This is a genomic window from Nitratireductor sp. GCM10026969 (genome assembly GCF_042660605.1).
In the GTDB taxonomy this organism is placed as follows: domain Bacteria; phylum Pseudomonadota; class Alphaproteobacteria; order Rhizobiales; family Rhizobiaceae; genus Chelativorans.
Window position 1 is genome coordinate 1 of the sequence record NZ_JBHSUM010000112.1, and the last position, 13676, is coordinate 13676.

At 65.4% G+C, this 13676-nt stretch carries 15 protein-coding genes and 1 pseudogene; 15 read left to right on the forward strand and 1 reads right to left on the reverse strand.

The annotated features are described in order from the left end of the window. From ACFP9U_RS18405 to trmB, 11 genes and pseudogenes are all read left to right on the forward strand, one after another. A pseudogene (locus ACFP9U_RS18405) lies at positions 1-212 on the forward strand (tRNA (adenosine(37)-N6)-threonylcarbamoyltransferase complex dimerization subunit type 1 TsaB); the annotation flags it as partial. Continuing rightward, positions 212-706: a GNAT family N-acetyltransferase gene (locus ACFP9U_RS18410; protein WP_378623688.1), complete on the forward strand. Its 495-nt coding sequence runs from the start codon at positions 212-214 to the stop codon at positions 704-706. The pseudogene ACFP9U_RS18405 and the gene ACFP9U_RS18410, both read left to right, overlap by 1 nt. An 86-nt stretch (positions 707-792) precedes the next feature. Then, on the forward strand, positions 793-1563 hold the full coding sequence (locus tag ACFP9U_RS18415) for a lysophospholipid acyltransferase family protein (protein WP_378623704.1): 771 nt from the start codon (positions 793-795) through the stop codon (positions 1561-1563). Positions 1564-1615: 52 nt separating this feature from the next. Continuing rightward, the gene (gene miaB / locus ACFP9U_RS18420; RefSeq protein ID WP_378623706.1) at positions 1616-3049 is read left to right on the forward strand and encodes a tRNA (N6-isopentenyl adenosine(37)-C2)-methylthiotransferase MiaB; all 1434 of its coding nucleotides are present in this window, start codon (positions 1616-1618) and stop codon (positions 3047-3049) included. Between the two features lie 44 nt (positions 3050-3093). Continuing rightward, the gene (locus ACFP9U_RS18425; RefSeq protein WP_378623690.1) at positions 3094-4089 is read left to right on the forward strand and encodes a PhoH family protein; all 996 of its coding nucleotides are present in this window, start codon (positions 3094-3096) and stop codon (positions 4087-4089) included. After that, entirely contained in the window at positions 4082-4576 is a 495-nt protein-coding gene (gene ybeY / locus ACFP9U_RS18430; RefSeq protein WP_378623692.1) for an rRNA maturation RNase YbeY, read from the forward strand. Before ACFP9U_RS18425 ends, ybeY begins: the two co-directional genes overlap by 8 nt. A 27-nt stretch (positions 4577-4603) precedes the next feature. After that, the gene (locus tag ACFP9U_RS18435; protein ID WP_322454040.1) at positions 4604-5659 is read left to right on the forward strand and encodes a hemolysin family protein; all 1056 of its coding nucleotides are present in this window, start codon (positions 4604-4606) and stop codon (positions 5657-5659) included. A 169-nt stretch (positions 5660-5828) separates the two neighbouring features. Continuing rightward, positions 5829-7370, forward strand: a complete 1542-nt coding sequence (gene lnt, locus ACFP9U_RS18440; protein WP_378623693.1) for an apolipoprotein N-acyltransferase — start codon at positions 5829-5831, stop codon at positions 7368-7370. 121 nt (positions 7371-7491) lie between these two features. Continuing rightward, complete coding sequence (locus ACFP9U_RS18445) at positions 7492-7905, forward strand: helix-turn-helix domain-containing protein (RefSeq protein WP_322454038.1); 414 nt, start codon at positions 7492-7494, stop codon at positions 7903-7905. Between the two features lie 149 nt (positions 7906-8054). After that, the gene (gene metK, locus ACFP9U_RS18450; RefSeq protein ID WP_378623695.1) at positions 8055-9332 is read left to right on the forward strand and encodes a methionine adenosyltransferase; all 1278 of its coding nucleotides are present in this window, start codon (positions 8055-8057) and stop codon (positions 9330-9332) included. 18 nt (positions 9333-9350) lie between these two features. Next, a complete protein-coding gene (trmB, locus tag ACFP9U_RS18455; RefSeq protein WP_378623696.1) occupies positions 9351-10049 on the forward strand; it encodes a tRNA (guanine(46)-N(7))-methyltransferase TrmB in 699 nt (232 codons plus the stop codon). Here trmB and ACFP9U_RS18460 read toward each other — a convergent pair whose 3' ends face one another. Next, positions 10050-10214: a hypothetical protein gene (locus ACFP9U_RS18460; RefSeq protein ID WP_322454035.1), complete on the reverse strand. Its 165-nt coding sequence runs from the start codon at positions 10212-10214 to the stop codon at positions 10050-10052. A gap of 244 nt (positions 10215-10458) precedes the next feature. Between ACFP9U_RS18460 and rimP the strand changes: the two genes are divergently transcribed. The 4 genes from rimP to ACFP9U_RS18480 form a co-directional block, all read left to right on the forward strand. Then, positions 10459-11046 (forward strand): ribosome maturation factor RimP, encoded by a 588-nt coding sequence (gene rimP, locus ACFP9U_RS18465; protein WP_378623698.1) that lies wholly within the window; start codon positions 10459-10461, stop codon positions 11044-11046. Between the two features lie 97 nt (positions 11047-11143). Continuing rightward, entirely contained in the window at positions 11144-12763 is a 1620-nt protein-coding gene (nusA, locus tag ACFP9U_RS18470) for a transcription termination factor NusA (protein WP_378623700.1), read from the forward strand. 38 nt (positions 12764-12801) lie between these two features. Further along, positions 12802-13437 carry an RNA-binding protein gene (locus tag ACFP9U_RS18475; RefSeq protein WP_378623701.1) on the forward strand — a complete coding sequence of 212 codons (636 nt, stop codon included), beginning with the start codon at positions 12802-12804 and terminating at the stop codon, positions 13435-13437. Next, on the forward strand, positions 13434-13676 hold a 243-nt coding region (locus ACFP9U_RS18480; protein ID WP_378623703.1), incomplete at its 3' end, for a translation initiation factor IF-2 associated domain-containing protein. The genes ACFP9U_RS18475 and ACFP9U_RS18480, both read left to right, overlap by 4 nt.

The window sequence follows — 13676 nt, forward strand, 5'->3', positions numbered from 1 at the left end:
GGCTCGTTCTGGCCGGCAACGCGGCGCCCCTCGTGGCCGAAGCCGCCGCGGGCGATTTCGACCTGGGTCCGCAGCGCGCGACGGCGGATATCGGCGTCTATGCCCGGATCGCCGCCGGTCGACCGGCGGGTGAAAGTCCCAGGCCCCTTTATCTGCGCGCACTCGATGCCAAGCCGCAGACGGCCTATGCCCTGCCCCTGAAAGAACGCTGATGGCCGCGTCGTTTTTCCCCTTCCGCCGCCGGAGCTACACGGTGCGCGCCCTGGAAAGCGCCGATAGCGAAGCGCTTGCGGCGCTGCACCTGGAAGATTTCAACCGCCCCTGGACGGAAGATGAATTCACCGCCCTTCTCGCGGAGGGGGCGGTCTTCGGCTTTGCCGCGGTGGAGGAGGGCGCCCCCGGCGCGAAACCCTGCGGTTTTGTCCTGGCGCGCATGGCTGCGGGCGAAGCCGAGATTCTCACGCTCGCCGTCGGCCACGCCTATCGTCGCCGTGGGCTCGGCTACATGCTGATGGATGCGGTCCTGCGCCATCTTCATGCCGAACGCGCCGAGGCGCTGTTCCTCGAGGTGGATGAGACCAACCACCCGGCGATCGCCCTTTACCGCCGGCTCGGCTTCCGCGAGGTGGGCCGTCGTCCGGAGTACTACGAGCACAAGGCCACGGGCCGGACGGCAGCGCTGGTGATGCGCCGCGATTTGCGGTAGGAATATCCGTGTTCATTGGAAAATTCCTCCGCTTTGTGAAGTTTCTGGCGATACTTCTGCTCGTTGCCGTCTACACCTTGCCCCTGATGCTGATACAGGAGATCGCGTTGCGCACCGGCTGGTGGAGCGATCGCATCGCCCCGCGGCTGTGGCACCGGCTGACGTTGAGGCTCCTGGGTATACGCGTTCATGTGCGAGGCGGGGTGACGCCGGAGCGGCCGCTGCTGATCGTGGCGAACCACGTGTCCTGGACCGACATCCTGGTTCTCGGGGCGCTCGACGGCGTCCATTTCGTCGCCAAGGCCGAGGTGCGGGACTGGCCGGTGATGGGGACGTTCGCACGGCTGCAGCGTTCGGTCTTCGTGGAGCGTGAGCGCAGGCGCGCTTCGCCCGGCCAGGTGCGCGAGATCGCCGCGCGGCTCGCCGACGGTGATCCGATGGTCCTGTTCGCCGAGGGCACGACCGGCGACGGCAACCGCGTGCTGCCCTTCAAGACCAGCCTCTTCGGCGCCGCGCAGGCGGCGCTCGCCGCACTTCGGTCCGAGCGGGTGCTGGTGCAGCCAGTCGCCATAGCCTATATGCGCCGCAATGGACTCCGGCTCGACCTGCGCGAGCGTGCCGATATCGCCTGGATCGGCGATACGGCGTTGCTGCCGCACCTCAAGATCCTCCTTGCCGCGGGCACGGTGGACGTCGAGGTGTGCTTCGGCGAACCCATTCCCTTCTCTGCTGGATCGGACCGTAAGGCGGTCGCGCGCAGGGCAGAGAACGCGGTGCGCGCCCTGCTGGTCGGCGCGCTTCGCCGGCGGGAGGCGGAAACTGAATCGGACGAAGGGCAAAAACCGGCTGTTTTTTGACCCGTAAAAACGTTAGGAAACCGGCATGGAACAGAACACGGCGCCGGAGATTATGAGCGGCAAGGAAACGCCCGGCACGGGCACGGTCGACACCGCTACCAAGAAGGTCTTCGTGAAGACCTATGGCTGCCAGATGAACGTATACGATTCTCAGCGCATGACCGACGCGCTGGCGGCGGACGGTTACTGCGCAACGGATGTTATCGAGGACGCCGACCTCGTACTTCTCAACACCTGCCACATCCGCGAGAAAGCGGCCGAGAAGGTTTATTCGGAGCTCGGGCGCATTCGCCAGCTGAAGGAAGAGCGCGCCAAAGACGGGCGCGAGACGCTGATCGGCGTGTCGGGCTGTGTCGCCCAGGCCGAGGGGCGCGAGATCCTGCGCCGCGCGCCGGCGGTCGATCTCGTCATCGGGCCACAGACCTATCATCGCCTGCCCGCCGTGGTGAAGCGCGCCAGGGGCGGCGAGAAGATCGTTGAGACCGAATACGCCATCGAGGACAAGTTCGCGCATCTGCCTCACCCGGAAGGCCGGATCGTGAGGAGCCGCGGCGTCACCGCCTTCCTCACCGTACAGGAAGGCTGCGACAAGTTCTGCACCTTCTGCGTGGTGCCCTATACGCGCGGCGCGGAGGTATCTCGCCCGGTCTCCCAAATCGTGGCCGAGGCGGAGCGCCTGGCCGCGTCCGGCGTGCGCGAGGTGACGCTGCTCGGCCAGAACGTAAATGCCTGGCACGGCGAGGGTGCGGACGGGCGCGAATGGGGGCTCGGTGAGCTCCTGTTCCGGCTGGCTGAAATTCCCGGCATCGACCGATTGCGCTATACCACAAGCCACCCGCGCGACATGGATGACGCGCTAATCGCCGCCCATCGCGACCTCGACAAGCTGATGCCCTATCTGCACCTGCCGGTGCAGGCCGGTTCCGACCGGATCCTGAAGGCCATGAACCGCCGGCATACGGCGAAGGAGTATCTGCGCCTCATCGAGCGCATCCGCGCCGCCCGCCCGGACATCGCCATGTCGGGCGACTTCATCGTCGGCTTCCCCGGCGAGACGGAGGAGGATTTTGCTGAGACCATGCGCCTCGTGCGCGCGGTTGGCTATGCGCAGGCCTTCTCCTTCAAATATTCGCCGCGGCCGGGCACACCCGGCGCCGATATGGCCGATCACGTGCCCGAAGCCGTGAAGGGCGAGCGCCTGCAGCGCCTGCAGGCGCTTCTGACCGAACAGCAGCGCGATTTCGCCCGAAGCCTCGTCGGCACCGAGATCGACCTGCTTCTGGAGAAGCCCGGCCGCGAGGCCGGCCAGCTCGTTGGCCGTTCGCCCTGGCTGCAGCCGGTGATTGTTGATGACGCGGCGGGCAGAATCGGCGACATTGTCAAGGTGCGGATCACGCGGGCCGGGCCCAACAGCCTGTTCGCCGATCCTGTCGGCGAGATCGGCGCGCCGGGATGTGCCGAGGCCACAAAGGGGGTGTACGTTTGAACGCGGGCATGGAGCTGCGGAATGCGCCCTCCGGGGCCTCGGACATGGCACACATCGTGCTGACCTTCGACAACAACAAACTCGCCGGGGCGCTTTACGGCCCGTTTGACGAGAATCTGGCGCGTATCGAGCAGAAGCTCGGCGTCGATATCAACTCGAAGGGCAATCAGCTTTCCATCAAGGGGGAGACGACGGCGGCCGAGCAGGCCCGCCGCGCCCTCGACTATCTTTACGGGCTGGTGCAGGGCGGCACGGAGCTGTCCGCCTCCGAAGTCGATGGCGCGGTGCGCCTGGCGCAGGCGGCGGACGACCAGCTGAGCCTGCCCACCCTGGAATCGAAGGGCAAGCTTGCCGCCGCGCAGATTTCCACGCGCAAGCGCACCGTCTATGCCCGCTCGGCCAATCAGGACGCCTATATGCGCGCCCTGGAGCGGTCCGAGCTCGTTTTCGGCATCGGCCCGGCCGGCACCGGCAAGACGTTCCTGGCCGTTGCCTACGCCGCCATGCTGCTCGAGCGCGGCATGGTGGAGCGCATCGTCCTGTCGCGGCCGGCGGTGGAAGCGGGCGAACGGCTCGGCTTCCTGCCCGGCGACATGCGCGAGAAGGTCGACCCCTATCTGCGCCCGCTCTATGACGCGCTCTACGACATGATCCCGGCCGACAAGGTCGAGCGTGCGCTCGCCGCCGACGTCATCGAGATCGCCCCGCTCGCCTTCATGCGCGGGCGCACGCTCAACAATGCCGTGGTGATCCTCGACGAGGCGCAGAACACCACGCCGATGCAGATGAAGATGTTCCTGACCCGTCTCGGCGAGAACGGCCGCATGATCGTCACCGGCGACCCCAGCCAGATCGACCTGCCGCCCAACACGAAATCCGGCCTTGTCGAGGCGCTGCAGGTGCTGAAGGATGTCGAAGGCATCGTCACCGTGCGCTTCAACGAAAAGGACGTGGTCCGCCATCCGCTGGTGGCGGCGATCGTCGAGGCTTATGACCGCAAGGCCCCAAGCACGCCGCCGGCGGCCCGGAAAGATGGATAACCCGGACGCCGCGGCCGCTACTGCGCTCGCCATCGACATGACCATCGAAGCGGGCGGCTGGCCGCCCGAGGAGGCGCTGGGCGAGCTGGCGCGGCGCGCCGTGGCTGCGGCCTCGGCCGTGACCAAGATGGACACGCCGCACACGCTCGGCATCCTCTTTACGGAAGACGGGCAGATCCGCGCTCTGAACGCCCGTTTCCGCGGCGAGGACAAGCCGACCAACGTGCTCTCCTTCCCCGCTCCCGCCAATGCCGGCCTGCCGGGCGGGCTCCCGCATCTGGGCGACATCGCGCTTGCCTATGAGACGGTTGTCCGCGAGGCCCGGGCGGAGGGGAAGCCCTTCGATCATCATCTTAGCCATCTCATCGTTCACGGCTTTCTGCATCTCGTGGGCTATGATCACGAGACGGATCGGGAGGCGGACGAGATGGAGGAACTCGAACGCGCTGTTCTCAAGGGCCTTGCCATCGCCGATCCCTATGCCTAATTGTGTGGTGCAAACGACTGAAAGACGATGACTGACACTTCAATGATCGCCGTCGGCGAGCCGCCGGACGGCGAAAGCGGATCCCCCGCGGAGGGGGAAGAGGGGTCGAGTAGACCGCCGCAGCGCGCTCAAGCAGGTCCATCGCTGTTCAACCGGCTGGCCGCCTTCTTGGGTTTGCGCAACGGCACCTCCCTGCGCGAGGATCTTGCCGACGCGCTTCACGAACACACCGCCGATACGACCTCCTTCTCGCCCGGCGAGCGGGCGATGCTGCAGAACATCCTGCGCCTGCGCGAATTGCGCGTTGAGGATGTGATGGTTGCGCGCGCCGAGATTCAGGCGGTGGACCTGTCGACCAGGCTGGGTGACCTTCTCAACATTTTTGAACGTGGTGCGCACTCGCGCATGCCCGTCTATGCGGAATCGCTCGACGATCCGCGCGGCATGGTGCACATCCGCGACGTGGTGGGCCATCTCATCCGCGCAGCGCGCCAGAAGAAGGGACGTGGCAACCGCAAAACCGAAGCCAACGCGCCGCTCCTTCTGGGTGACGTCGATCTCGACCGCCCCATCGAGGAGCTCAACATCGTGCGTCCGCTCCTCTTCGTGCCGCCTTCCATGCTGGCCTCCGACCTGATGGCGCGCATGCAGGCCGGCCGCATTCAGATGGCGCTGGTCATCGACGAATATGGCGGCACGGACGGGCTCGTCTCCTTGGAGGACATCGTCGAGATGGTCATCGGCGACATCGAGGACGAGCACGACGAGAACGAACCGATGATCGAGAAGACCGGCGACGGCATTTTCCTCGTCGACGCGAGGGCGGAGATCGAGGATGTGGCCAAGGCGATCGGCGACGGCTTCGGCCCCGGCGAGCACGCCGAGGACGTGGATACGATCGGCGGCATGATCTTCAACACGCTCGGTCGTGTGCCGGCGCGCGGCGAGGTGGTGCAGGCGATCCCCGGCTTCGAGTTCCATGTGATCGACGCCGATCCCCGCCGCGTCAAGCGCGTGCGGATCGTCCAGGGTCGGACGGCGGAACGTCGCCGCCGCATCCTGAAGCCGGTGGAGCGGCAGTAAAGCATCGCGCTTCTGTGTCGCGCATCGGATCCCGCCGGTGCCCGCGCCCTTTGAGATCGGTCCGGGCACGAAACTTCCCGATCGGCTAAGAAAGCCTGCCACGGCGCGTTTGGAGCGGGCGGCGCCGGCTGGTAAGTCTACTCACCTGATTCGGGGTGCGGGTGTCCTGATGGAGCGGCTTGCCGGTCGAGTGATCCTGCTTTGGGGGTGGCAGCGGCGGCTTGCCGCCGTCTTCGCCGGTGCCGTAGCGGCGCTCGGCCTTGCGCCTGTCGACTTTCCCGCGGCCGGGTTCATCGCCTTCCCCATGCTGGTCTGGCTGCTGGACGGCGCGGTGGGGACAGGTGGCCGGGCAAGTCAGTTTCTTTCCGCCTTCGCAACCGGCTGGTGGTTCGGCTTCGGTTATTTCCTGGCCGGCCTGTGGTGGATCGGCGCAGCCTTCATCGGTCCGCAAGGAGCTGCCGAGTGGGCACTGCCGCTCGCCGTTCTCGGCGTGCCGGCGGTGCTTGCCCTCTTCCATGGTCTTGCCGCGCTCGCCGCACGGCTGTTGTGGAGCGGCGGCGCCGGGCGCATCGCCGCGCTCGCCTTCGGCTTCGGTGCGGCCGAGTGGCTTCGTGCGATGCTGTCTCCGGGACTGGCATGGAATGTTGTCGGCTTTGTCGCGATGCCTGTTCCGCTTTTCATGCAGGCAGCGCAACTCGTGGGCGTTTTCGGCGTCACCAGCCTGGCCGTCTACGTGTTCTCCGCACCCGCCCTTCTTGCCGCCGGCCGTGGCGCGCGGCTGGGGCTTGGCCTTGCCGTTCTACTTTCCGCCGCCTTTTTCGGCTACGGTTATCTGAATCTCGCCACCGCGCCGCAGCCTGAGCGCTTCGCCCCGATCCGTATCGTGCAGGCCGGCGCGCGCGACGGCGATTTCGAGCAAGTCTTCGCGGCCTATCGAACGCTTACCGCCGCCCCTGGCCCGGACGGCGCGAGCCCGCGTCTGATCCTGTGGCCGGAACTGGCGATCCCCGCGGTCCTTGCCGACCGGCCCGATATCCTCGCGGCGCTGGGAGAGACACTGGGCGAGGGCGAGGTCCTGCTCGCCGGCGCCATGCGCGACGAAGAGGGCGAGGCCGGTGCGCGCCGGCTCTACGATTCCGTCGTGGTGGTGGAAAGCAGCGGCGCGATCGCAGATGCTGCGGACATGGTGCATTTCCCGCCATCCACCATTTTTCTGAAGCGCCCGGCCGGCATCGAGGCGGAAGTGCCGCAGCCGTTCTCCGGCGGAAACGGTGGAGATCTGCTGTCCCTGCCGGAAGAGATGACGGCGATACCGCTTATCGGCAGCGAAGCCGTGGTCCCCGGCATCGCCGCTGTGACGGAAGGCCGGGCCGATCTCATCGTCAACCCGGCGGATTTTTCTCGTTTTACGGGAACGCCGGGTCCCGGCCAGTACCTGCGCCATGCCCAGTTGCGCGCGGTGGAGGCCGGTCTGCCGTTGCTGTTGGCGACCCCTGACGGTATTTCCGCTGCCGTCGATGCCCGCGGCCGAATCATAGATGCTTTTTCAGCCGGTCGCGGCGTGCTCGACGTGTCGTTGCCTTTGGAGCGATCGTATTTTTTTGAAAGAGAAAACTTTGTTATGGGGGATATCAAGCAGCGCGGGCTTACATTTGTCATTTTTTTTGGCATGCTCACGCTGCTGTTAAACATACGCGGCCGCTCGAATTGACAACACGAGACCGGCCTCCACATAAGAGTAGGCGGCTCAATCCTGCATGGTTGTTGGGGAGGCGATCCCTCAAGGGCATGGCCTTTACAAACTTGGAATTGAAGCCGTACGTGAGGGACAGATGAACAACAACAAAAAGAGGCCGAATCCGATCGATGTTCATGTTGGAAGCAGAATAAGGCTCCGTCGGAACATGCTCGGTATCAGCCAGGAGAAGCTGGGCGAGAGCCTTGGCATCACTTTCCAGCAGATCCAGAAATACGAGAAGGGCACCAACCGTGTCGGCGCCAGCCGGCTGCAGGCAATCGCTTCGATCCTCAATGCACCGGTGTCGTTCTTCTTCGAGGGGGCTCCGGGCGAGGACGGCGCTCCGGGTTTCGGAGAGGAAGGCTCGACATTCGTCACGGATTTCCTGAGCACATCCGAGGGCATCCAGCTCAACCGTGCGTTCGTGAAGATCAGCGATCCCAAGGTGCGGCGTCGGGTCCTGGACCTGGTGAAGGCCTTGGCAACGGAGGCGGCCGACAACGAATGATCCCGGATGGCGTGTCAGACGCCTTGTAAGGTTCAAGCGAAGGGGGCCTGCCACGGGCGACCAAATTTCTTGACCAATTCTGTGGCGACCGGCTAACAAGGTTTTCGCCAGATTGCCGAATGCCGGTCTTTTTCTCAGTGGGGTCACCCGTGGCGCGCAAGAACTATCTCTTCACAAGTGAATCGGTTTCCGAAGGTCATCCGGACAAGGTCTGCGACCGCATCTCGGATGAGATTGTCGATCTCGTCTACCGTGAGGCGAGGAAGGAAGGTATGGATCCGTGGAAGGTCCGCGTCGCCTGCGAGACGCTGGCCACCACGAACCGCGTCGTCATCGCCGGCGAGGTGCGCGTGCCGCAGAGCCTGCTCAAGCGGGACAAGGACGGCAACATCCTCAAGGACAAGTTCGGCAATCCCCTCATCAACCCGTCCAAGTTCCGTTCGGCTGCGCGCCGCGCGATCCGTTCCATCGGCTACGAGCAGGACGGTTTCCACTGGAAGAACGCGAAGGTGGACGTGCTTTTGCACGGCCAGTCGCCGGACATCGGTCAGGGCGTCGACAGCGCCGCCGACCGGCAGGGCGAGGAAGGCGCGGGCGACCAGGGCATCATGTTCGGCTATGCCTGCCGCGAGACGCCGGATCTCATGCCGGCACCGATCTACTATGCCCATCGCATCCTTCAGCTTCTCGCCGAGGCGCGCAAGGCAGGCATCGGCGATGCGGCCAAGCTCGGCCCGGACGCCAAGAGCCAGGTGACCGTGCGCTACGCCGACGGCAAACCGGTGGCTGCCACCGAGATCGTGCTGTCCACCCAGCATCTCGATCCTTCCTGGGACAGCAAGAAGGTGCGTGAGGTGGTGGAGCCCTATATCCGCGAGGCGCTGTCGAGTGGCGGGCTTGCGGTCGACGATAACTGCCACTGGTACATCAACCCCACCGGCAAGTTCGTGGTCGGCGGGCCGGACGGTGATGCCGGGCTGACCGGCCGCAAGATCATCGTCGACACCTATGGCGGCGCAGCACCCCATGGCGGGGGCGCGTTCTCCGGCAAGGACACGACCAAGGTGGACCGCTCGGCCGCCTACGCCGCGCGCTATCTGGCCAAGAATGTCGTTGCGGCCGGCCTCGCCGACCGCTGCACGATTCAGCTTTCCTACGCCATTGGCGTTGCCCAGCCCCTTTCGGTCTATGTCGACCTGCACGGGACGGGCCGCGTCACGGAGGAGGAGGTGGAAATCGCCATCCGCCAGGCGATGGATCTTTCGCCGTCCGGAATCCGGCGCCATCTCGACCTGAACCGTCCCGTCTATGCCAAGACCGCAGCCTACGGCCATTTCGGCCGCAAGCCGGGGCGCGACGGTTCCTTCTCCTGGGAGCGGCTGGATTTGGCCAAGTCGTTGAAGCAGGCGCTGGCCGCCGCGGCCTGACCCTTCGCAGCCGATGCAATGACCGCCGACCACCCGGAACGCAGCACGGAGGCGTTTTTCGGACGCCGCCGCGGCAAGCGGTTGCGTCCGCGTCAGCACGCGCTGTTGGAAACCGTGCTGCCGCGCCTGCGACTAAATCTGCTTGATGAAGCGCCGGCGGACGTTCGTGCGCTTTTCGCGCGTCCGGTCCGCGATGTCCGGCTGGAGATCGGCTTCGGCGGCGGCGAGCATCTGATGGCGGAGATCGAACGAGCCCCCGAAACGGGCATGATCGGTGTCGAGCCTTTCGTCAACGGCATGGCCAAGCTGCTCTCCGCCCTGGGCGAAGAAATCCCGGCCAATCTTCGCCTCTACGACGACGATGCCACGGCACTGTTGGATTGGCTGCCTGAAGCCAGCCTGTCGGGGATCGACCTGCTCTACCCCGATCCCTGGCCCAAGAAGAAGCACTGGAAGCGCCGCTTCGTCAGCGCGACCAATCTCGACCGCTTCGCCCGTGTCATGAGGCCGGGGGCGAAATTCCGCTTCGCGTCCGATATCGAAAGCTACGTCAACTGGACGCTGATCCATTGCCGCGCCCACCCCGCCTTCGTCTGGCAGGCCGCCAGCGCCGAGGATTGGCATGAACCCTATCCCGCGTGGCCGGGAACACGGTATGAGGGGAAAGCCGTGCGCGAGGGGCGCAAGCCGGCTTATCTCACCTTTCTGCGGCGCTGATCAGTAGCGGCTCATCTGCCGGAAACGTTCCGCGTCGATGCCGAGGCGTGCCAGGTCGCTGGCGCGGGCCGGCCGGCGGTCACGCACCGCGGCGGAAACGGCAATGGCGCTGCCGAGAGTCTCGAAGAATTCACCCACACCCCTTACGAAATGTCCTCTACGCATGTCGGTGCTCCTTTATTGTGCGCTGCAACGTAATTAAGCAATACGCAGCCCGCGCGGTAGTGCCGATTCGGCAGGCCAGCCATGCATTTGTGCAGCGCAACAGCCAGGGACGGGCATCGTGCTTGAAATGGCGGGCCGTCTCGTCTATATGCTTTGTGAAATTCTTGGTCGTAAGGCGAAGAGTGGGTCCCACCGGTCCCGCTCTTTTTTATTAGCCTTGGGGCCCATCGAGACGGGATAGCCGATGCAGGACGACCGCATCATTCAGGAGACGGGCATCGAAGCGCGCGTGGCGGGCATCGTCATGCCGGTGCTCGATGCGCTCGGCTACCGGCTGGTGCGCGTGCGCCTGTCCGCGCAGGACGGGCTGACGCTGCAGATCATGGCGGAGCGCCCCAATGGCACCATGTCGGTGGAAGATTGTGAGGAGGCAAGCCGCGCCATCTCGCCCGCGCTCGACGTCGAGGATCCGATCGACAGCGCCTACCAGTTGGAGATATCCTCGCCGGGCATCGACCGTCCGCTCGTGCGGCAAGCCGATTTCGAGGTTGCCGTCGGTCATCTGGCGAAGATCGAGACCTCGGTGATGGTCGGCGGGCGCAAGCGTTTCCGTGGCGAGATCACGGGCTGCGCGGACGGCGTGCTGACGATCGATCTCGAGAAGGCAGAGGACGGCGAAGCGTCGGCGGAGATCCCGCTGGAAGCGATCGGCCAGGCCAAGCTGGTGCTGACCGATGCGCTGATCCGCGAGGCGCTGAAGAAGGAAAAGGAAGAGCGCCGCCAGCGCAAGAAGGCGCGGCGACGCGGCGGCGAGGCCGAGAGCGAGGAATAGCGCAGCCCGCTTCCGTTCGTTTCGGCGGGCTGCGGCGAACGAGATTTTATGTACGGCCGGCGCGGCATCGCGCGGCATCATGTCCAGGGAGACGAAAATGGCAGTCAGTGCAAACAGGCTGGAGCTCTTGCAGATCGCCGACGCGGTGGCGCGCGAGAAGTCCATCGACAAGGAGATCGTCATCACCGCCATGGCCGATGCGATCCAGAAGGCGGCGCGTTCGCGCTACGGGCAGGAGACGAACATTCGCGCCGACATCAACCCGAAAACCGGCGAGATGAAGCTTCAGCGCCTGATGGAGGTCGTCGAGGACGTGGAGGAGCCGGCGCGGCAGATTCCGCTTTCGCTGGCGCGCGGGCGCAACCCGGACGCCCAGATCGGAGACTTTCTCGCCGAGCAGCTTCCGCCGATGGATTTCGGCCGCATCGCCGCACAGTCGGCCAAGCAGGTGATCGTGCAGAAGGTGCGCGAGGCCGAGCGCGACCGCCAGTACGACGAATACAAGGATCGCATTGGCGAGATCGTCAACGGCACGGTTAAGCGCGTCGAATACGGCAACGTCATTGTCGATCTCGGCCGCGGCGAGGCGATCATCCGCCGCGACGAGATGATCCCGCGCGAGATCTTCAAATATGGCGACCGCGTGCGTGCCTATGTCTACGACGTGCGCCGCGAACAGCGCGGGCCGCAGATCTTCCTGTCGCGCACGCATCCGCAGTTCATGGCAAAGCTCTTCACCATGGAGGTGCCGGAGATCTATGACGGCATCATCGAGATCAAGTCGGTGGCCCGCGACCCGGGCAGCCGCGCCAAGATCGCCGTGATCTCGCACGACTCCTCGATTGATCCCGTCGGCGCCTGCGTGGGCATGCGCGGCAGCCGCGTGCAGGCCGTGGTCGGCGAGTTGCAGGGCGAGAAGATCGATATCATCCCCTGGAACGAGAATGCGGCGAGCTTCATCGTCAACGCGCTGCAGCCGGCCGAGGTCGCCAAGGTGGTGCTCGACGAGGATGCCGAGCGCATCGAGGTGGTGGTGCCCGACGACCAGCTTTCGCTCGCCATCGGCCGGCGCGGCCAGAACGTGCGGCTCGCCTCGCAGCTCACCGGCTGGGACATCGACATCCTGACCGAGGAGGAGGAATCGAGCCGCCGCCAGAAGGAGTTCAGCGATCGGTCGAATCTCTTCATGGACGCGCTCAACGTCGACGAGATGGTAGGGCAGGTGCTGGCCTCGGAAGGCTTCACCAGTGTCGAGGAACTGGCCTACGTGGAAGCGGACGAAATCGCGGCCGTCGAGGGCTTCGACCAAGAGACGGCGGCGGAGATCCAGGCGCGGGCGCGCGAATATCTGGAGCGCGTCGAGGAAGAACAGGATGCCAGGCGCAAGGAACTGGGCGTTGCCGACGAGTTGCGTGAGATTCCCGGCATCACCACCGCGATGATGGTGGCGTTGGGCGAGAGCGAGGATGGAGTGAAGACCATCGAGGATTTCGCCGGCTACGCGGCAGACGATCTCGTCGGCTGGCGGGAGCGCAAGGACGGCGAGAACAAGTTCTTCCCCGGCGTGCTTTCCAATTTCGACGTCAGCAGGGCCGAGGCCGAACAGATGGTCGTCGCCGCGCGCCTGAAGGCGGGCTGGATCACCGAGGAGGACCTGAAGGCGGACCAAGCCGAGGCCGAGGCGGAGGAGACCGCCGGCGAGGCGACGGAAGCCTGAAATGGCTGATCGTGCGACAACGGGTCTTGTGAAACGCGATGAACGACCGCACATGTATCGTGACGCGCAAGACGCGGGAACCGGAGGAGTTGATCCGGTTCGTCGCGGGGCCGGATGGTGCCGTCGTACCGGACCTGAAGCGGAAGCTGCCGGGCCGGGGCTGTTGGGTCGGCGCTGAGAAGGGTCTGGTCGAAAAGGCGGTCGCCAAGGATCTCTTCAAGCGGGCGCTCAAGGCGCCCGTGAGCGCGCCGCCGGACCTGGCCGAAAGGGTCGATGCCCTGATGGTTTCCGGCGCTTTGGGCACGCTCGGCCTTGCGCGCAAGGCCGGAGCCGTGGCATTGGGTGCGACGAAGGTGGAAGCCGCGGTGCGCGGCGGCAAGGCCGTTGCGGTGCTGCATGCGGCCGAAGCATCGCAGGACGGCATCCGCAAGATTACGGCCGCGCGGAGAGCGGCGGCCCATGTCGGTGGCGAAAAGGTGCCGGCATTCAGACTCTTTTCGGAAGCCGAAATGAGTTTGGCATTGGGGGCGACAAATGTGATACATGCTGCCGTGCTCGACCGGGGGCCGGGCGAGGCAGCGCTGAAACGTCTAGTGACGCTCGCCGCCTTTCGGGGCATTGCTCCGGATATTCCGGCGTCGGGTGCGGCAGACGCCGCAGAGGATATGGAATGACTGATACGAAGACTGGTGACGACAAGACGCTGAGCGTCAACACGAAGAAGACGCTGACGCTGAAACGGCCGGGGCTCGAGCAGGGCACGGTGCGCCAGAACTTTTCGCATGGGCGCACGAAATCGGTCGTTGTCGAAACCAAGAAGCGCAAGTTCTCACGGCCCGACGAGCGCACCGACCAGGCGCCCCCCCAGCCCGCGGCACCTGCGAAGCCGCAGGCCCCGGCACCGGCCCAGCAG